16 protein-coding genes, 3 tRNA genes and 1 pseudogene are annotated in these 17,961 nt (G+C 62.9%); 9 read left to right on the top strand and 11 right to left on the bottom strand.

Annotated elements, in window-relative coordinates; translation table 11 throughout:
- Positions 1 to 5: 5 nt before the first annotated feature.
- The 4 genes from MTAI_RS02215 to MTAI_RS15185 all read right to left on the bottom strand — a co-directional run bounded on the left by MTAI_RS02215 (position 6) and on the right by MTAI_RS15185 (position 1,767).
- Positions 6 to 380 (bottom strand): type II toxin-antitoxin system VapC family toxin, encoded by a 375-nt coding sequence (locus MTAI_RS02215; protein ID WP_027888861.1) that lies wholly within the window; start codon positions 378 to 380, stop codon positions 6 to 8.
- Positions 377 to 634 (bottom strand): AbrB/MazE/SpoVT family DNA-binding domain-containing protein, encoded by a 258-nt coding sequence (locus MTAI_RS15175; RefSeq protein WP_027888862.1) that lies wholly within the window; start codon positions 632 to 634, stop codon positions 377 to 379. Before MTAI_RS15175 ends, MTAI_RS02215 begins: the two co-directional genes overlap by 4 nt.
- 55 nt (positions 635 to 689) lie before the next feature.
- Entirely contained in the window at positions 690 to 1,037 is a 348-nt protein-coding gene (locus MTAI_RS15180; RefSeq protein WP_052488391.1) for a hypothetical protein, read from the bottom strand.
- Positions 1,038 to 1,113: 76 nt separating this feature from the next.
- Positions 1,114 to 1,767 (bottom strand): transposase family protein, encoded by a 654-nt coding sequence (locus MTAI_RS15185; protein WP_245453120.1) that lies wholly within the window; start codon positions 1,765 to 1,767, stop codon positions 1,114 to 1,116.
- Positions 1,768 to 1,937: 170 nt separating this feature from the next.
- On the opposite strand from MTAI_RS15185, the gene MTAI_RS02230 reads away from it, so the two are divergent.
- Positions 1,938 to 2,501: a TQO small subunit DoxD gene (locus MTAI_RS02230; RefSeq protein ID WP_027887452.1), complete on the top strand. Its 564-nt coding sequence runs from the start codon at positions 1,938 to 1,940 to the stop codon at positions 2,499 to 2,501.
- Between the two features lie 44 nt (positions 2,502 to 2,545).
- On the opposite strand, the gene MTAI_RS02235 is transcribed toward MTAI_RS02230, so the two are convergent.
- Together MTAI_RS02235 and recO are read right to left on the bottom strand one after the other, a co-directional pair.
- Positions 2,546 to 4,042, bottom strand: a complete 1,497-nt coding sequence (locus MTAI_RS02235; protein WP_027887453.1) for a SpoIID/LytB domain-containing protein — start codon at positions 4,040 to 4,042, stop codon at positions 2,546 to 2,548.
- Positions 4,043 to 4,053: 11 nt separating this feature from the next.
- Positions 4,054 to 4,752, bottom strand: a complete 699-nt coding sequence (recO, locus tag MTAI_RS02240; protein WP_043982182.1) for a DNA repair protein RecO — start codon at positions 4,750 to 4,752, stop codon at positions 4,054 to 4,056.
- 108 nt (positions 4,753 to 4,860) lie between these two features.
- Between recO and MTAI_RS02245 the strand changes: the two genes are divergently transcribed.
- A complete protein-coding gene (locus MTAI_RS02245; RefSeq protein ID WP_027887455.1) occupies positions 4,861 to 5,097 on the top strand; it encodes a hypothetical protein in 237 nt (78 codons plus the stop codon).
- A gap of 335 nt (positions 5,098 to 5,432) precedes the next feature.
- On the opposite strand, the gene MTAI_RS15190 is transcribed toward MTAI_RS02245, so the two are convergent.
- The 5 genes from MTAI_RS15190 to MTAI_RS02265 are packed head-to-tail and all read right to left on the bottom strand — an operon-like array spanning position 5,433 to position 10,354.
- Complete coding sequence (locus MTAI_RS15190) at positions 5,433 to 5,990, bottom strand: DDE transposase family protein (RefSeq protein WP_245392049.1); 558 nt, start codon at positions 5,988 to 5,990, stop codon at positions 5,433 to 5,435.
- Positions 5,900 to 6,559 carry a transposase family protein gene (locus tag MTAI_RS15195; RefSeq protein ID WP_245392050.1) on the bottom strand — a complete coding sequence of 220 codons (660 nt, stop codon included), beginning with the start codon at positions 6,557 to 6,559 and terminating at the stop codon, positions 5,900 to 5,902. The genes MTAI_RS15190 and MTAI_RS15195 overlap by 91 nt, the downstream gene beginning before the upstream one ends.
- 53 nt (positions 6,560 to 6,612) lie before the next feature.
- Positions 6,613 to 8,076 (bottom strand): xylulokinase, encoded by a 1,464-nt coding sequence (xylB, locus tag MTAI_RS02255; protein WP_027887456.1) that lies wholly within the window; start codon positions 8,074 to 8,076, stop codon positions 6,613 to 6,615.
- Positions 8,073 to 9,233 (bottom strand): xylose isomerase, encoded by a 1,161-nt coding sequence (xylA, locus tag MTAI_RS02260; RefSeq protein WP_027887457.1) that lies wholly within the window; start codon positions 9,231 to 9,233, stop codon positions 8,073 to 8,075. Before xylA ends, xylB begins: the two co-directional genes overlap by 4 nt.
- Positions 9,233 to 10,354: an ROK family transcriptional regulator gene (locus tag MTAI_RS02265; protein ID WP_027887458.1), complete on the bottom strand. Its 1,122-nt coding sequence runs from the start codon at positions 10,352 to 10,354 to the stop codon at positions 9,233 to 9,235. The genes xylA and MTAI_RS02265 overlap by 1 nt, the downstream gene beginning before the upstream one ends.
- 151 nt (positions 10,355 to 10,505) lie before the next feature.
- On the opposite strand from MTAI_RS02265, the gene MTAI_RS02270 reads away from it, so the two are divergent.
- The 7 genes and pseudogenes from MTAI_RS02270 (at position 10,506) to MTAI_RS02305 (ending at position 17,940) form a co-directional block, all read left to right on the top strand.
- Positions 10,506 to 11,108: a DUF305 domain-containing protein gene (locus MTAI_RS02270; RefSeq protein ID WP_027887459.1), complete on the top strand. Its 603-nt coding sequence runs from the start codon at positions 10,506 to 10,508 to the stop codon at positions 11,106 to 11,108.
- A 399-nt stretch (positions 11,109 to 11,507) separates the two neighbouring features.
- Positions 11,508 to 13,358: pseudogene (locus MTAI_RS15200) on the top strand (heme o synthase).
- Between the two features lie 109 nt (positions 13,359 to 13,467).
- Positions 13,468 to 14,535 (top strand): cytochrome c oxidase subunit II, encoded by a 1,068-nt coding sequence (gene coxB, locus MTAI_RS02285; RefSeq protein WP_027887462.1) that lies wholly within the window; start codon positions 13,468 to 13,470, stop codon positions 14,533 to 14,535.
- Between the two features lie 19 nt (positions 14,536 to 14,554).
- Positions 14,555 to 17,008, top strand: coding sequence for a cbb3-type cytochrome c oxidase subunit I (locus tag MTAI_RS02290; RefSeq protein ID WP_027887463.1), 2,454 nt, complete (start codon positions 14,555 to 14,557; stop codon positions 17,006 to 17,008).
- Positions 17,009 to 17,144: 136 nt separating this feature from the next.
- A tRNA-Lys gene (locus MTAI_RS02295) sits at positions 17,145 to 17,220 on the top strand.
- 565 nt (positions 17,221 to 17,785) lie between these two features.
- Positions 17,786 to 17,861 (top strand) — tRNA-Glu (locus tag MTAI_RS02300).
- 3 nt (positions 17,862 to 17,864) lie between these two features.
- Positions 17,865 to 17,940 (top strand) — tRNA-Val (locus MTAI_RS02305).
- Positions 17,941 to 17,961 lie beyond the last annotated feature (21 nt).

Raw genomic sequence — 17,961 nt, forward strand, 5'->3', positions numbered from 1 at the left:
TTGTCCTAACGCACGACCCGCACCTCAACCCCTGCCTCGAGGTGGTTCCAGGCGCTGTCGGTGGTGACGGCTGGCAATCCCAGCCGCATAGCCAACGCCAGACAGACCCAATCCCCCAGGGCTTTTGTCAGGGGTTGCAGGGTTGCCACGAGCTGGACGTCTTGGGGGCCAAAGGGCACTACTTCTAATCCCAGCAAACCCTGACGTACCAAGGTCTGCTCCAGCAGGTGCGCGTCCAGGCCCCACTCGGTTACCTTGCTGTAGACTTCGGCCAGATTGACGGCGTTGATGCCTCCAACCATCTGCCCAGCGACTTCCTCGGCCCCTGCCTCCTGGTTGAGGTAGGCCAGCAAGGCCGAGGCATCCAGCACCACGCTCATTCCTGCAGGGCCTCCCGGCGCCGTTCCTGGTTCAGCTCTCGAGCCAGTGTGTTTCCCTTCAGGGCAGGATAAAGACGTTTCAGAAGCCCCTTGCTTCCCATTGCAATGTCCTCTGCCTTGACCAGCTCGATCACCCCATCGTCCCGCAGCCGCAACAGCAGACGATCCCCCTCCCGCAGCTGCAAAACCTTACGCACCCCAGCCGGTAGCACCAGGCGCCCTTTGACGGCTTGTGGAACCACGGGGTGTTTCACATTCGTATCGTACCGCACTCTGAAATGTCCCACTTTGCTGACACTTAGGCTTTTATCACGAAGGGCACAACAACCGGTAGAGTTCGTTGGGGTTGGCAGAGAAGTAGCGAATGGAGCGCAGTGGGGATAGGTTGTGGAGATGTAAAAGGTTGATGAGCACATCACGGAAATACATCAACCCAGCGGCCCCCTTGCGACTGCGGGAAGCGTCTTCACCAAAGACGGTATCGCGGGGGTGGTGCAGGCGGTTCTCTACCTGCCAGTGCCCGCGCCAAAGGGCATAGAAACCCTGAGGGGTGCGATCCAGCGAGGTGATGGCATCGTCGGTCTCCTCGCTGACGTGGAACCGGCAAAGCCACTGACGCTGGGAGGCATGGGGGCGATGCTCAGTGTCCAGATCCACAACTGACCGCTCCGCACCTCGTGGTGCTGGTACTGCTCAGCCGGGTGGGGTGGGTATGTGTCCAGGGCCCAGGCTATCAGCTGCTGCAGGTCTTTCTGGTTACTCTTGACCGTGAAGAGGTAGCCCCCTTTTGCGCCACCACCTGCTGGGCCAGGGTCGGGCTCATCACCCCAGCATCCCCCGTAATCAGCCAGTCCACCCCCAGGTCGCTCATCCGCACCAACCAACCCTCGGCTGCCTTGGCCTCGCTGGTCGTAACCGCTGTGCTACCCAGGCTCAGCCCCAATCCCTGCACCAAGGTGGAGAGGAAGACCAAAGCCGCCTCACCCTTGCGGCCCCGCCGGGTACCTCGCAGGTGTTTGCCATCGGTGGCTATGGCCAGCGGCTCTTCCCGGCCCAGCGCCCGCAGCACATCCTGGGCCCAGGCCAGCATGGCCTCCTGCAAGGCTGCCAACTGCCCATCCAGGAACCAGAAGAAGCGATACATCGTGGCCTGGGCGGGCAGTTTGCGTTGCCCGAAGCGGTTGCGTAGCTTCAGGGTGTTCAGCAGGTACTTCTCCTGATCCCTGATCCAGTGGGCGATGGCTAGGATATTTGTCCGACCGCTGCCCAGGGCCATCAGACTGATCAGCATCAGGTTTTCCCATTCATGCTCGGTCTTCAGATATTCCCTCGGATCGGGTATCTCCGCCAGGTATGGCAAGGGGCTGGGTATCTGTGTGGGATTCATAGGCTCTTATGATAAAAGCCTGGCTGACACTGGCTTGGGCTGCAAAAGCCAAAGGGTCATCATACTGCCCTCGAGCGCAGCCCAATAGGGACATTTGCTTGGGTACAGATTCACCTACTGCTGCTTTGCTTTTGGTCGTACTTTGAATTTCGAAATAGGAGGAGGTAGGTATGGCAGCAGCAAGAATCAACACCAACCTGCAGGTTCCCGAGCCCAGGATCACCCGGTTTCTCTTTGCGGATGTGCGGCTCGCGCCCATCTGGCTGGTGCTCAGGGTGTACCTAGGCTGGCAGTGGCTCGAGGCGGGCTGGGGCAAGCTGAATAACCCGGCGTGGGTGGGTGACAAGGCCGGTGTGGCGGTGGGGGGGTTTCTCGAGCGGGCCCTGACCAAGACCACCGGCGACCACCCCGACGTAACCGGCTGGTACGCCTGGTTCATCCAGAACGTGGCCCTGCCCAACAAGGTGCTCTTCAGCTACCTGGTGACCTTCGGCGAGATCCTGGTAGGACTGGCGCTCATCCTGGGCCTCTTTACCGGTCTGGCGGCCTTCTTCGCCGGCTTTATGAACGCGGCCTTCCTGCTGGCGGGCACGGTAAGCTCGAACCCCTGGATGTTCATCGTGGCGACCTGGCTGGTGCTGGCCTGGCGCACGGCGGGCTATATCGGCCTCGACTACTATGTGCTGCCCCGCTTGGGGGTGATGCTCCGGAGGAACGCAGAGCCGGCCTCGTAGGCCTAGGGCGGGCCTAGAACCCCGCGCGTCCGACGCGGGGTTTTTTAGCGCCGATCTGCATTTAGTGTGGTGAGGGTGGTGCCGGGGTAGAAGTGCTCCAAGATCTGCTGGTAGCCGTACCCCCGCCGGGCCAGCCCCAGCGCACCGTACTGGCTCATCCCCACCCCATGCCCAAAGCCCCCACCCCAGAAGGTGAGGCCCAGAAGATTTCCGCGCTCGTCACGTTCCTCTTGCAGGGCAAAGGCCGCACTGGGCAGGCTGGGGAAGTTGAGGCGTGGTTCCCCTTGCCACAGCTCCAGCCGCACGTCGTTCCCTCCGGTCAAAGCCTTGTCGGGCCGCAGCAGGCTGCGGATATGCGACTCCCGCTGCACCACATAGCGCCCGGTGGAGGTCTGGATTTCCAGGGCGGTCACGTAGCCGCCGGTGGTGCGCCTCAGCACGGCGATTTTTTGCAGGCTTCCCAGCTCGAACCCCGGGGCGTCCGGCGAAAGCGGGCCTTCGGGGGTTTGTACGAACTGGGGGGCCAGCCGGGCCCTTTCCGGGAGGGTGCGGCGCAGGAGGGCCTCGAGCTCCTCCCGGCTCAGCCTGAGCTTCCAGCGCCAGAAAGGTGAGATGGCATCGTAAAAGCCCTCGGGGTTCCAGTCCTGAAAAAAGGCCAGCGCTTCGCTTTCGCTCTCGAGCGAAACCCGGGCGGGGTTGGTCTGGGAACGGCCCTTCAGGTAGGGTGCGGGGGGCCGATCCATCCAGACCTCCTCGATGCTGGCGGTAGCACCGGGGCTGGTGGAGAAGAAAAAGCTCTGGATGGGCCGGCCCTCAAAGGTCAGGATCTGATTGCGGGTGGCCTCTACCGCAGCGTCGGTGGCGGGGTGGCGGCGGGTTTGGTGGTAGACCTGCTCGCTCGAGGAATCGTCCACATCGGCTCCAAACTGCTTCCAGTAGGTGCTGGCCTGCTGCCGGACGAAGGCATAGGTGCGGGCTGCCACCGCCTGGGCCTTGAGGGCCTCGGGGTGAAAGTGCGGGGGCATCTCGCTGGGCAGCACCCCCTTGAGGTAGTCCTGGTAATCCACCCGATTGACCACCAACAGGCCGTTGCTGCGCAGCTCGAGCCAGAGTTCGCCGGGGTACTCCGATAGGCGGTTGGGCCGGGAGGTGAGCAGGCGGTACAGCACGGGCTGGGCGGGGTTGGCGGCTTTGAGCTGAACCACGCCCTCCAGGGCAAAGGTAAGCCCCTCGAAGGAAGCCACCAGACGGCCATTCTGTGGGGTGAAGGTGAGGGGTTTGTCGGCAAAAACCGTTACCACGGGCCGCAGGTTTGCGCGGTCGGGGCCGCTCGAGATCTGTACGCTTCCTCCCAGCGGAACCAGGCCCAGGGTAGGGAAGAGGTACTTCGCCTCGAAGGACGCCGCCCCCGGCTGATAAGAAAGCAGCACGCGGATCTCCTGGCCGCTGGGGGCGGGGGGCGGCGGGGTTTGCTTTGGATTGAGGGTGCCAAACAACAGGGCTGTGACCATGGCAGGTACCAGCAAAAAGGCCAGCTTCATCCGCGTCATTCTTACCCTTTGGTATGAGAACCTGAGAGGAGCTGGGCTGCACCAAGTTCCCCCACGGCATAGCGCACGTGGGCCAGCAAGGCCAGCAGCAGGCGATCCAGCGGCGCGCCTTCTTCCAGTACCGCAATGGCCTCGCTGCCAGGCAGACGCAGGATGGCAGTTAGGGCCTGTATACCCTCGAGCCCCAGATAAACCCCGCCCCGCTCCACCCGCTCGCCATCCAGCAGATACAGGCCCGTGCCCCCCAGGTTGGGGGCCAGCCCCGCGGCTTTGAGGATTCGCCAGCCAGCCCACAGCAGAGCGATGCGGGGGTTGGGGTGTTTGGCGATGCCTTTCAGCCCCGAGGTGAGCAAAGGCCAGATTTTGCCGCCTACCTCGGGGGATGCGATGCGAAAAGCCAGCTCGGCCAGGTAGCTGGCATAGGGGAAGCGTGTGGGGGCCTCGAGCCCCTCGAGCCGCCCCACCAGCTCCACCTGGGTGAGGGTGGGGAGGTCGTTGCCGGGCTTCTGATAGACCTGGTACCGGAGGTGGTGAAACAGCGAGAGCCGCCCGCTGCGCCCGGTGGGCCGCAGGGCTTTGCGGGCGATGGCCTGGGCTGCGCCTTCCGGCCCCACAAACGAGAGAATCACATCGCCGGCCGGGAGCGGTTTGCGCCCTACCACCAGTCCTTCGCTGAGCCGATAGCGTTCCACTGCCCTCATGGTACGTGAGCAGAGCACCGATTGGGATAAGGCCGGGTGGGGTGGCTGCGGATCGTTTTCATCCGAAAGGGGGATGAAGCCAGCCGGCATTGTGCTATCCTGAGCCTTATGAACGAGCGGTCGTTGCAGGACATCCTCGAGTGGGTGGTGTTGGGCCTCCTGATAGCTGTAGCGGCACTGGTAGTACTGTGGGTGGGGGGTTGGCTTTTCACTTTCCTGGGCACCATTCTCAAGGGGCTGGCCGGTATTGTCTGGGCGCTGCTGCGGGTGTTGGTGCCGGTGCTGATTGTAGCCGCGGTGGTTTACTTTGTGATGCGCTTTATTCAAAAGCCCAAAACGGCTTGAAGGACTTTCTAGAATAGCCCATCGGTAGAGTCGTCCTGACCCTACCGACTGCTATTGCACCCAGCCCAGGGGGCTGCTCTGCTGCCTGGAGCAGTGCGAGCCACAGTAAGCTTCGACCGCGCAGGACTTGTGCGCATTCCGCCAGTATCGTTTGCTTTTGATAGTCTAGAGCGTTTCCCACGAGTACCCAGTACAGCGTTTTTTGCTGTATGTGGATAAGTTGCTCGCTACCGTGGGGCGAGTAATTGCGGAAACGCGATAAACGATACTGTCGATCGGATTGAATTTTTCACTTTATGAAACCGGATTCAAAAAGACAGTTATCCAGGCTTTTATCACAACCCTCGGATTAGCTTCAGTAGAGCCTTAGGATTAGCCGAGAACTTTCTAACCGAGCGCAACACCGGCCACTTTTTGAGATGCAAGAGGCTCAGGATTACATCCCGTAAGTACATCAGCCCCACCGCCCCCTTGCGGCTGCGGCAGGCATCTTCTCCCAACACCGTGTCTCGTTTATGGTGTAAGCGGTTCTCCACCTCCCAGTGTCCCCGCCACAGGGTATACAGCTGCTTGGCCGATGCTTGCAGGCTGGTCAGCGCATAGGCACTCTCCTCCCGCAGCTCCCCGGTATTTTTGCGCACCACCCTCCGCCGCATCCGCAAGGCCATCTGCGAGCCCCGCCAACCGCTGACCGCCTCCGGCAGGGGCAGCACCTCTAGGTGCCATGTCCAGACCTCTCCACCCCGAACCTGGTGCTGAATATGCTGGTCTGTAGCCTGGTAGCTGGCAAAAGCCCACTGGATCAGCTCCTTGAGCTCCGCCTGGTTCTCTTTGACGCTGAGCAGATACCCCCCTTTTGCGCCACCACCGCTGCCGCCACCTCCTGGGTGCACAAGGCCGCATCCCCCGTCAGCACCCAGTCCACCCCCAGCCCCTCCATGCGTACCACCCATCCCTGCGCCGCCGCTGCCTCACCGGCAACAACCCCCTGGCTGCCCAGGGAGAGCCCCAGCCCCTGAACCAACGCCGACAAAAAGACCAGCGCCTCTTCCCCTCGCCGGATGCGCCGGGTGCCCCGCAGGTGTTTACCGTCCACGGCTACGCGCAAAGGTTCATCGCCCTCCTTGCCCAAGGCCTTGAGTACCTCCTGAGCCCAGGATAGTAGGGCCTTTTGCAAGGGTTCTAAGTGCTCGCTCAAAAACCAAAAGAAGCGGTAGAGGGTGGCTTGCGCAGGTAGTTTGCGTTCACCCCGGCGGGTACGGATATGCACCTCGTTCAGCAAGAAGCGTCGCTGGTCTTTCACCCACTGGCTGATGGCCAGGATGTTGTGCCGTCCCGAACCCACCGCCATCAAGCAGATGAGCAACAGGTCTTGCCAGCGATGTTGGGTTTTCAGGTACTCGCGGGGATCGGGTATCTGGGCTAGATATGGCAACGGACTGGGAATGGAGACAGCTTTCATATGTGATTATGATAAAACCCTGACAGTTATCCAGAGCAAAGACCTCCAGGTGGTTAGTTTTTGTATAGCTCGAGCACCTTTTCTACCGCCTGGGCATAGGCTTTGCGGAGGGCCTCAAGGCCCTCCAGCGGGGGGGTGGCGGGCTGCTCACTGGGAGCCGTGGCCTCCAGGGCCTCGCGGAGGCTGGGATACACCCCGGCCCCCACCAGGGCCAGAATTCCGGCGCCCCGTGCTGCGCCCTCATCCCCCACCACCCGGTGGATGGGAACCCCCAGGGCCCCGCCCACCAGCGCCAGCCACAGATCGGAGGCCGAGCCGCCCCCGGTGGCCAGCAGCCGCTGGGCCTTGGCCAGGGGGCGCATCACCCGGTAGACCTCGCCCAGGCTCAGGGCCACCCCTTCCAGCACGGCGCGCACCAGGTGGCCCCGGCGGTGGGCCAGCGAGAGGCCCAGGAAGGCCCCGCGCAGGTGGGGGGACAGGTAAGGGCTGCGCTCCCCGGCCAGAAAGGGCAGAAAGTACAGGCCCTCACAGCCCAGGGGGGCCTGGCGGGCCTCCTCGAGCAGGGTTTCCAGGCCCACCTCGGGAAAGAGGCCCCGCAGCCACTCCAGGCTGCCCGCCGCGCTGAGCGTCACCCCCAGCAGGTGGTACCCCCCGTCGGCGTGGGCAAACAGGTGCACCCGGCCCTCGGGCTCGGGGGTGGGCTGCTCGGTGGGGATGAAGATCACCCCGCTGGTGCCCAGGGAGAGGCTGCCCACCCCCGCGCGGTAACGCGAGACCCCCAGGCCCAGGGCCGCGGCGGCGTTGTCGCCGGCCCCGGCCACCACCGGGAGGCCCGCCTTGAGCCCGGTGGCCTGGGCCCAGGCCGGGCTCAGGTGCCCCACCACCCGCTGGCTTTCACCCACCTCGGGGAAAAGGTCGGGGGAAAGCGAGAGGGCTTGCAGAACCTCGCGATCCCAGCTTTTTTGGGCTAAGTTCAGGGCCCCCACGCCCGAGGCATCGGAGTACTCGCTGGATAGGGCGCCGGTTAGTAGGAAGGCCAGGTAGTCCTTGGGTAGCAAGACCTTATAGAGCCGGCGAAATAGCTCGGGGTGCTGGTTTCTCAGCCAGAGCAGCTTGGGGAGCTGGAAGCCGGTCACCGCCGGGTTGCCGGTGCGCCGGATGAGCTCGCTGCGCGGGATGGCCTGTTCGATCTGCTCGACCTCGCGGGCGGTGCGCTGGTCGTTCCAGAGCGGGGCCGGGCCCAGGGGGTTCCCGGCTTTGTCCAGGAACACCGCCCCGTGCATCTGGCCCGAAAGCCCGATGCCCACCACCTCGGCGCCCGGCAGCTGCTCGCAGAGGGCGCGCAGGGCTTCCTGGGCGGCGCGGGCCCAGTCCAGGGGGTCTTGCTCGGTCCAGCCGGGGCGGGGGGTGTGGAGGGGGTAGGCCGCCCGGGCCTCGGCCACCTTCTGGCCCCTGGCATCCAGTGCCACCGCCTTGAGGCCGCTGGTGCCCAGGTCGAGGCCCAGCACCAGGCTCATCCCCGTACCCCCAGCAGGTGTTCTACCGCGAGCTGATCGAGCTGCTCCAGGGCATAACCGCGGCTGCGGCGGGCCTCGGGCAGCTCGAGCTGCTTGAGCCGCTGGGCTTTTTCCCGGCTGTAGGCCCCCAGCAGGGCCTGAGGCTCGGGGTCGGCCTGGTAGTAGGCCTCGAGCAAAGCCTGCACCTCGGGGTCGGCCCGGAAGGCCTGGGCTTTCTCCTTCAGAATCAGGTAGGTGCGCATGCAGCCCTTAGCAAAGGCCCAGACCCCGGCCTCGTCCTCGGTGCGCAGGGCGTGGGCGTCGAAGTGGCGGGGGCCGTCGTAACCGCTGGCCTCGAGCAGATCCACCAGGAAGAACGCGGCCTTGAGGTTCTCCGAGCCAAAGCGCAGATCCTGGTCGAAGCGGCTCATGCGCTGGTCGTTCAGGTCGATGTGGAAGAGCTTGCCCATATCGAGAATCTGGGCCACCGCGTGCACGAAGTTGAGCCCGGCCATGGTCTCGTGGGCGAACTCGGGGTTGAGGCCAAAGCGCTGCGGGTGCTTCAGGGTGCCGATCAGGGCCAGCATGCTGCCCACGGTGGGCAGGTAGATGTCGCCTCGCGGCTCATTGGGCTTGGGCTCCAGGGCAAAGCGGTAGTTGTAGCCCTGCTCCTCCGCATATTCGGCCATAAAGTCGAGGGCCTCGCGGAACCAACCCCATACCCGCGGGGCCTTGCCGGTGGCGTCCACCTCGGCCCCCTCCCGCCCCGGCCAGACCACATAGATCTGGGCCCCCAGCTCGGCGCCCAGGTCGAGGGTCTCGAGGCTCTTCTTCAGGGCGTAGGCCCGCACCCAGGGATCGGGGCTGGTCAGGGCCCCATCCTTGAAGGCCGGGTCGGAGAAGAGGTTGGCGGTGACCATGGGCACCTTAAGGCCGGTCTCCTGCAGGGCCTTCTTGAAGCGGCGCAGGATGGCCTCGCGCTCGGCGGGGGGCGTGCCGCGGGGAATCAGGTCTTCGTCGTGCAGGTTGACCCCGTAGGCCCCCAGCTCGGCCAGCTTGTGTACCACGTAGTCGGGCTCGAGCCGTTCCCGCACAGCCTCGCCAAAGGGGTCGCGCCCGATGTTGCCTACCGTCCAAAGGCCAAAGGTGAACTTGTGCTCGGGTCTGGGTTCGTACATTATGCCTCCTCGTAGCTCATCTGCTCTATAAACACATCGGCGGCCAGCGCGCCCACCCCCAGCAGGGCGGCCTCGCGGCCCAGGGGCGAGACGGTGATCTGCGCGGGGTCGTGCACCGCCAGGGCATAGCGGGGAAGCCGGGCCTGCACCGCTTCCAGCAGGGCTTCACCGGTGGCCTCGATGAGGGGCCCGCCCAGCACGATGCGTTCGGGGTCGAGGGTGGCCAGCACCATGGCCGAGAGCTGGGCCAGCCGCTCGGCCATCTCCTGCAGGCGGGCTGGGCTGGGGTCTTCCTGCCAGCGGCGGTAGCTCAGGAAAGCCTCGGCGCAGCCCCGTTTGCCGCAGCGGCAGGGGGGGCCTTCCGGGTCGAGGGGGATGTGCCCCACCTCGCCGGCGTGGAAGCGGGCCCCGTGGTACACCTTGCGCTCCACCACCACCCCGCCCCCCACGCCCACCCCCAGGTTCAGGTAGACGCAGTGCTCGAGGGCCAGCCCCCCCAGGGCGTACAGCCCGTAGGCGGCTGCGTTGGCCTCGTTTTCCACAACGGCCGGGATCCCCACCAGGCCCAACGACCGCAGGGCCTCCTGGAAGCGCTCGAGCAGCGGCAGGTCGGCCCAGCCCAGGTTGGGGGCCAGGGTCAGGTGGCCCTGGGCGGGCTCGAGCAGCCCCGGCAGGGCAAGGCCCGCCGAGAGCACCCGCACCCCCGCCAGCAGCGGGGCGGTGTGCTGCTGGAGCAGGGCCAGGGCCTCGTCCAGTTGCATGGGGGCCGGGGGCAGCACCACCCGGGCCCGCACCTCGCCCTTCAGGTTCAGAAGGGCCACGGCCATCCGGTCTACGTCGATTTCCCAGGCCAGCGCCAGGTGGCGCTTCTCTTCGACCTCGAGGGCCACCGAGGGGCGGCCCTGGCCTGTGGGGGGCAGGGGGCGCTCGGTCAGGAGGCCCTCGTTCAACAGCTCGGCCACCACCTCGGTCACCGCCGAGGGCGAGAGGCCCAGCTTGCGGGCCAGCTTGAGGCGGGAGATGCCGGCCTCGGCCCGGATGGCCTGCAGGATGCGTGCGCGGTGCCAGCGCCGTAATTGCCGTGTGCTGCCCAGGGGGGTGTGCTCGAGGTACTTAGGCATCCTGCATGCTCCGTTAAGGCTTTCCGCTATTTATTTCCCGACTCAAAATAACAACTTTTGCACGGGGTGTCAATCAAAGCCGTGTCGGCTCGAGGCAATCGGTGCATCGGTTACCTTTGTTATGCAGCCGCGGTGGCTAGAATCGGAATTCATGCAGGCTACCCCGCTGCTGCACAGACTGTTCAGGTGGGGCCTGGTTGGGCTGGTGCTGGGCGTGCTGGGCTTGCTGCTGGCCCAGCCGCTTACGCCCGAGGGGCGCTTTGCCCTGGCCATGATTCCCCACCATGCCCAGGCGGTTGAACTGGCTAAAATTCTGGAGCCTCGAGCCACCGATCAGAACCTGCGCTATTTTGCCCAGGATGTGGCCCAGACCCAGGCCGCCCAGATCGCCCAGATGCGGCGCTGGCTGCCGTGGTGGCGGCAGCTCACGATTGGTTTTGAACGCCCCAGCCCCCAGGCCGCTGCTGCCATGGGCATGGCCTCGCAGCAAGAGATTGCCGAGCTGCTGGCCCTGCAGGGCCGCGAGGCCGAGATCAGGTTTTTGCAGCTTATGATTCGGCACCACCAGGGGGCGCTGCCCATGATTGAGCAGGGTCTGGCCGAGGTGCAGTCCCCAGGCCTCTCGCGCCGGCTTATCGAGGCCATGGGCCAGAGCCAGGCGGGTGAAATTCAAACGATGAAACGCTGGTTGCTCGAGCGCGGGGGAACGCTCCTTCCCTTTGATCCCACCACCCTGCCCATGCATAACCACTAGAGCGTTTCCCACACATACCCAGCACAGCGTATTTAGCTGTACTGGGTAAATTGCCTGCCACCGTGGGGCAGGTAATTGTGGAAACGCGATAAGCGCCGCGGTCTAGCCGCCTGGTGAGCGGGCTGCAGCCAGGCCACCGCTGGATGATGTCCACAAGCCCTGGATACCCAAAACTAGGACGGCAATGCGAATCCATAGAGGGCGAAGGTGAAGGATTCAAAAAGATGGCCTCTGGGGGGTCTTTGCTTTGGATGATTATCTTTTCCGCTATAAGGCCGGCCCTGTAGAACAGGGCCGGTGGGTCTGGGCCCTGCGCCTGCCGGGACAATTGTCCTAATGGTGCATCCTGGGGCCTTCTGGCAGAATAAAGGCACTGCCCCCAGGGGGGGTCTTTTCCTTATGTCCAACCGACGGTTTACCTACTACGCTTGGGGGGTGGTGGTTTTTACCCTGGTGGTCATCTTGTGGGGCGATGTGGTGCAGGCCACCGGCTCCGGGGATGGCTGCGGTGCCCACTGGCCCACCTGCAACGGGGAAGTGCTGCCCGCTTTTAGGGGCCTCGAGACCTTCATCGAGTTTTTCCACCGGGTTACCAGCGGTCTTTCGCTGCTCCTGACCATCGGGCTTCTGATCTGGTCACGCCGGGCTTTTCCCAAGGGCCACCTGGCCCGGCTGGGGGCCGGTCTTGCCATGTTCTTCATGATTACCGAGAGCCTGGTGGGGGCCGGGCTGGTGCTCTTCCGGCTGGTAGGGGAGGATGCCAGCGTGGCGCGGGCCATTGTGGCACCCGTTCACCTGATCAACACCCTTTTCCTGATCGGTGCGCTGACCCTCACCGCCTGGTGGTCGCGCCACCCCGAGCAACGCCCGGTCTTGCAAGGCCAGGGACTGATGGGTTGGGCCCTGGGTCTGGGTTTTGGGGGCATCCTGCTGGTTGCAGCGGCCGGGGCCCTGACCTCTCTGGGCGATGCCTTGTTCCCGGTGCGCAACACCGCCGAGGCGGTGGGGCGGGCGCTCACCCCCGGCGAGCATTTTTTGGTACAGCTTCGCATCTACCACCCCTTTATCGCGGTGGTGGTGAGCGTGTACGTGGTTCTGGTGGCCAACCTGGTTGCATTGCTGCGCCCCAGCCGCCACACCAAACTATTCGCCCGCATGGCCGGCCTTCTGTTTATCCTGCAGCTTGGGGTGGGCTATCTTAACGTGCTGCAAGCAGCCCCGCTGTACACCCAGCTTCCCCACCTGTTGCTTTCCGATCTGATCTGGGTGACCTGGCTCTTGCTCACGGTCTCGGCCCTCAGCCTGGGCTACCCTGTGAGGCCATCTAGGGCCGAAGTGGCTAAAGCGAGGTAGACTGCTGTGGTGGTTTCTATTGCTAGCACCGAGCGCGCCACATGGCGGGACTATTTTTGGCTAACCAAACCTCGAGTCATCAGCCTGCTGCTGTTTACCACCCTGGCGGCCATGTTCATTGCCGCAGGTGGGTGGCCGGGCCTGGGCTTGTTCCTGGTGGTTTTTGTGGGCGGTTATATGGCGGCTGGTGCGGCCAACGCCTTCAACATGGTCATTGACCGCGACATCGATGGCCGCATGAAGCGCACGGCCCAGCGCCCTACCGTTACCGATAAGATCAGCAGCCGGGATGCCATCCTTTTTGCTACCACCCTGATGCTGCTCTCCTTTGTACTGCTGTGGTGGGGTGCAAACCTGACCACCGCGCTTTTGGCTATGGCCGGGCTGGGCTGGTACGTGCTGGTCTACACCCTTTACATGAAGCGCCGTTTCTGGAGCAACATCGTAATTGGGGGGGCTGCCGGGGCTTTCCCGCCTTTGGTTGGTTGGGCCGCCGTGACCGGTGGACTGAGCCTTTTTGCCTGGTATCTGTTCTTGATTATCTTTTTCTGGACACCCGTGCATTTCTGGGCGCTCTCGCTCATGATCAAAGACGACTACGCCGCGGTGGGCGTTCCCATGCTCCCAGTGGTGCGTGGTGAGCGCGAGACGGCCTATCAGATAGGCCTTTATGCCATTCTGACCGCTGTCATTACCCTTATCCCGGTGCTGATGGGCGAGCTGCGCTGGGTGTATTTGCTGGCGGCACTGCTGCTCAACAGCTTGCTTTTGCTGTATAGCTGGCGCTTATACCGAACCTTGGCGCGAAACTGGATGCTTACGCTGTATAAGTACTCGATGTTATACCTGGCATTACTATTTGTCGCGATGGCCATAGACCGGGCCCTGTGGATGTAGCTAAAATATCCTATCGGGATAGGATATAGGATGCTTGGAGGCGAGTATCCTAAAATGGTTCCAAATAAAATGCTATAGAATACCCCAAGACCAAGGGAGGATGCGAGGAATGCTGCAACGAAGTTTAGGTTTGATCGTCCTGCTGTTGCTGGGTTTGGTGCTAGCAGCAGAGCCAGGCCAGGCCGGGGGGCACACCCTTAACATCCTGGATCGGGATGCTTCGGCTTTTAACCGGGAAGTCCGGGGGTTGCTGGTCTGGGTCATGGGTTTTGCGGCCCTGGTGTTTGTGGTGGTGACCGGGGCCCTGGTGTACGTAACCGTTAAGTTCCGGCGCACTGGTAAAGAGACTGGCGAACCCGAGCAGCTGCACGGCAACGATCGCCTCGAGGTGGCCTGGACGGTAATCCCCACAGTGATTGTGCTTATCATCTTTGGTCTTACGGCTCAGAGCATGTTCAAACTGGATCGCCCGACGCCGGGGGCCATGGTGGTGGAGGTGCGGGGCTGGCAGTTCTGGTGGGACTTCCACTACAAGGATTACGGGGTTCGCAACTCCAATGAGCTGATTTTGCCGGTCGGTAAGCCCGTGCGCTTCGAGATTACCGGCGGGGATGGCACCAACTACGACGTTATCCACTCCTTCCGCATCGCCAGCATGGTGGGGGCCCGGGATGCCATTCCGGGTGTGGTCACGCACATCGAGGTGACCCCGGAGAAAATCGGCACCTACTACGGCCAGTGTGTGGAGCTGTGCGGGGCCTCCCACGCCAACATGCGCTTCAGGGTCAAGGTAGTCCCGCAGGAGGAGTTCGACCGCTGGATTGAAGGGGCCAGGGCCTTCCAGGCTGCCCAGCCCACCGATCCAACCTTGGTACGGGGGCAGGAGCTCTACAAGCAGCAGTGTGCGGGCTGCCACGCCCTCAAGGGGGTTTCCCAGGGGGCGCCGAGCAACCCCGACCTGACCTTCTTTGGCAACCGCACCACGGTGGGGGCCGGGATGTGGCCCAATGTGCCGGAGTACCTCGAGCCCTGGATCAAAAACTCCCCCGGCATGAAGCCCGGCGTTAAGATGCCGGCCTTCCCCAACCTGTCCGACGAGGATGTCAAGGCCATCGCCGCTTACCTGATGAGCCACAAGGTGGAGGGCCTCGACTTTAGCAAGCTGGAGAAGTTCTAACGGGAGGATTGAACCAACTATGGCTGTTGCAACACCACAAAGCACTTCCCGTATGGGATTCTGGGCCGCGGTCTGGGATCTGCTGACCACCAGCGACCATAAGAAGGTCGGCATGATCTACCTGGTCACCTCCTTCGTGGCCTTTGGGCTGTCCGGCCTGATGGCGGTGGCCATCCGCTGGCAGCTGGCAGGCCCCGAGCGGCAGTTCCTGGTAGGGGACGCCTACAACCAGGTGCTCACCCTGCACGGCGCCACCATGCTCTTCTTTTTCATCATTCCGGCGGGGCTGTCGGGTTTTGGGAACTTCATCCTGCCCCTGATGCTAGGGGAGCGGGACGTGGCACTGCCGCGCATCAACGCCTTTGCGGCCTGGCTTTTTGTGTTCTCAGCGGCGCTTCTCTACACCTCGCTGTTCTTCGGTGGGGCGCCGGACGTGGGCTGGACCTTCTATTACCCCTTCTCGCGCACCACCGGCCTGGGCACCGATTTCTTCATGATGGGCGTGCTGCTGGTGGGTCTTTCGAGCTTGCTGGGTGCGGCCAACTTCGCCGCCACGGTCTACAACCTGCGGGCCAAGGGGATGGGCCTGTGGAAGATGCCCATCTTTGTGTGGGCGATCTTCGCAACCTCCATGCTTTCCCTCTTCGCCCTGGCCGGCATCACCGCGGCCAGCCTGACCGTGCTGCTCTCCCGCAAGCTGGGCCTGAGCCTTTTCGACCCTGTCATCGGCGGCGACCCGGTGCTGTTCCAGCAGTTCTTCTGGTTCTACTCCCACCCGGCGGTGTACATCATGCTGCTGCCCTACCTGGGCATCGCCGCCGAGGTGTCCTCGACCTTCGCACGCAAGCCGGTCTTTGGCTACCGCTTTATGGTGTTTGCCCTGGTGGGCATCGCGGTGGTGGGCTTTCTGGTCTGGGCGCACCACATGTTTACGGTGGGCGAAAGCCTCTTGTTCCAGCTGGTCTTTGTGTTCTTCACCGTGTTGGTGGCGGTGCCCACCGGCGTAAAGATCTTTAACCTGCTGGGTACCCTGTGGGGCGGCCAGCTCGACTTCAAGACCCCGCTGCTCTTTGTGATGGGCTTCATGTTCAACTTCCTGCTGGGGGGGATTACCGGGGTCATGCTGGCGGTGGTGCCCTTCGACTACCAGGTGCAGGACAGCTACTTCGTGGTGGCCCATTTCCACAACGTCTTGATGGCCGGTTCGGGCTTCTTAGCCTTCGCGGGGCTCTACTACTGGTGGCCCAAGATCACCGGGCGCATGTACCCCGAGTTCTGGGGTAAGGTGCACTTCTGGCTCTTCCTGGTGGGCTACCTGATTACCTTCATGCCGCAGTACGTGCTGGGCTTCCTGGGGATGCCCCGGCGCTACTACACCTACCCCGACGGGCTGTACCTGTGGAACGAGCTGAACTTTGCTTCTACTGTTGGGGCGGTAATTCTGGCTCTGGGCGGTATTGCCTGGCTCATTGCTATGGTTCAGAGCTTCCGCCAGAACGTCAAGGCCCCCGACAACCCCTGGGGTGGGTACACCCTCGAGTGGGCCACCTCCTCACCGCCCCCCTCGTATAACTTTGCCGTGCAGTTCCCCACCGTCTTCAAGTCTGAGCGGCCCCTCTACGACTGGGAGAAGGAGGGCCTCAAGCCAACCCCAGTAGACCCGGCCACCATTCACTTGCCGGCCCCTACTGTCTGGCCCTTCATGACCGCTGTGGGCCTTTTGATTACCGGCATTGGCATCTCGCTGGCCCCCAATCTGGGCAATGCCCCAGTGGGTGGGGTCGCGGGCTGGGGTGGCTGGCTGGCGGTGGGGCTGGTGCTCTTTATTTACAGCCTCTTCCAGTGGGCGCTGCGTAAAGAATACGACCACCCGGTGGTGCACCACACCGTCACCGGTAAGTCCAACGCCTGGGTGGGGATGGCCTGGTTTATCGTCTCGGAGATCGCCCTCTTCGGCATTCTGATTGCGGGCTACCTGTACCTGCGCCTCACCGGCGCGGCGGTGCCGCCCGAGGATCACCGCCCGGCCCTGTGGCTGGCCCTGCTCAACACCTTCTTCCTGGTCGCCAGCTCCTTCACCGTTCACTACGCCCACCACGATCTGCGCACCAACAAGTTCTCGCCCTTCAAGCTGGGGATGCTCATCAGCATCCTGCTGGGGGTGGTCTTCTTCCTCTTCCAGATCTGGGAGTTTGCCATTGCCTCGGGGCACTACGTGGAAGCCCTGAATGCTGCCGGCCAGTCGGAAGCGGCCCAGAAGGCGGCTCTGTGGTTCACTGCCTTCTTCCTGATTGTGGGTCTGCACGGGGCGCACGTGTTGATCGGTGGTACCGGTCTGGCCCTGGCCTATGCCCAGGGTCTGGCGGGCAAGATTGACAGTCACGAGCAGGGCACCCTCGAGGGCTCCTCGATGTACTGGCACCTGGTGGACGCGGTCTGGTTGTTCATTGTGACTATCTTCTACATCTGGTAGTTTCCCCTGAACCGAGGGCCGGAATACCTCCGGCCCTCGGCTTTTTTGGTGTGCCCACGCTATAGACAACTTCGGGCCATTTGCCTATAATCTCTAAGGCTGTTGGGAGTTGTTGGCTCCACAGGCCTAAAAAATTGGACCGCTAGCTCAGTTGGTAGAGCAACCGACTTTTAATCGGTTGGTCACAGGTTCGAGTCCTGTGCGGTCCACCAGTCCAGGACGCAAAACCGGAGGATGATCAGTCCTCCGGTTGTCCGTTTTACGGTGATTCTACGGTTTATGGTTCAGGCTTTCGCACGGGGTTTGATACCAGATTTGGTTAGTTCGGCACCGGAAGGCGGCGAACTAACCCGACCGAAGTTATCCGCGTAGCGGAGGGCGATACCGCCCCTTGGAAGGGATACGCTTTCTTCGCCGAGCGTAGCGAGGGGTGTGCTCTAGGATTCAAAGAGATAGCCTCTGAATGTTTCTTGTTTGAAGATTATCTTTTTGAATCCGGTATGAGCGGGCCTTCAGGGTCGAGTACCCACCCGGCAAAGACTTCTAGAGGCTATTTTGAGCACTTGCTTAGCTCGGCACTGGAAGGTGTCGGACTAACCGAGTCTGGTAAGAGTGGCCCATTGAGGGGTGGGCCGACGGGGTTTCTGAAGACAAGCTCCATATCCAGCGCGCCCCTGCGCAGGTTCGGGGGTTTATCTTTACGAATGGGCGGCCCTATGTTACTCTGATGAACGGTCTTGTTGATGGGTTCATTCCCACAACAGGAGCGACTCCAGCGGCCCCATCGTCTAGTGGCCTAGGACGCCGCCCTCTCACGGCGGTAACAGGGGTTCGAATCCCCTTGGGGTCACCACACGGGCGACTAACTCAGCTGGTAGAGTGCATCCCTTACAAGGATGAAGTCGGGGGTTCGAGTCCCTCGTCGCCCACCACGTCCAGAACGAGAAACCCCC

The organism is Meiothermus taiwanensis WR-220 (assembly GCF_003568585.1).
In the GTDB taxonomy this organism is placed as follows: domain Bacteria; phylum Deinococcota; class Deinococci; order Deinococcales; family Thermaceae; genus Meiothermus; species Meiothermus taiwanensis.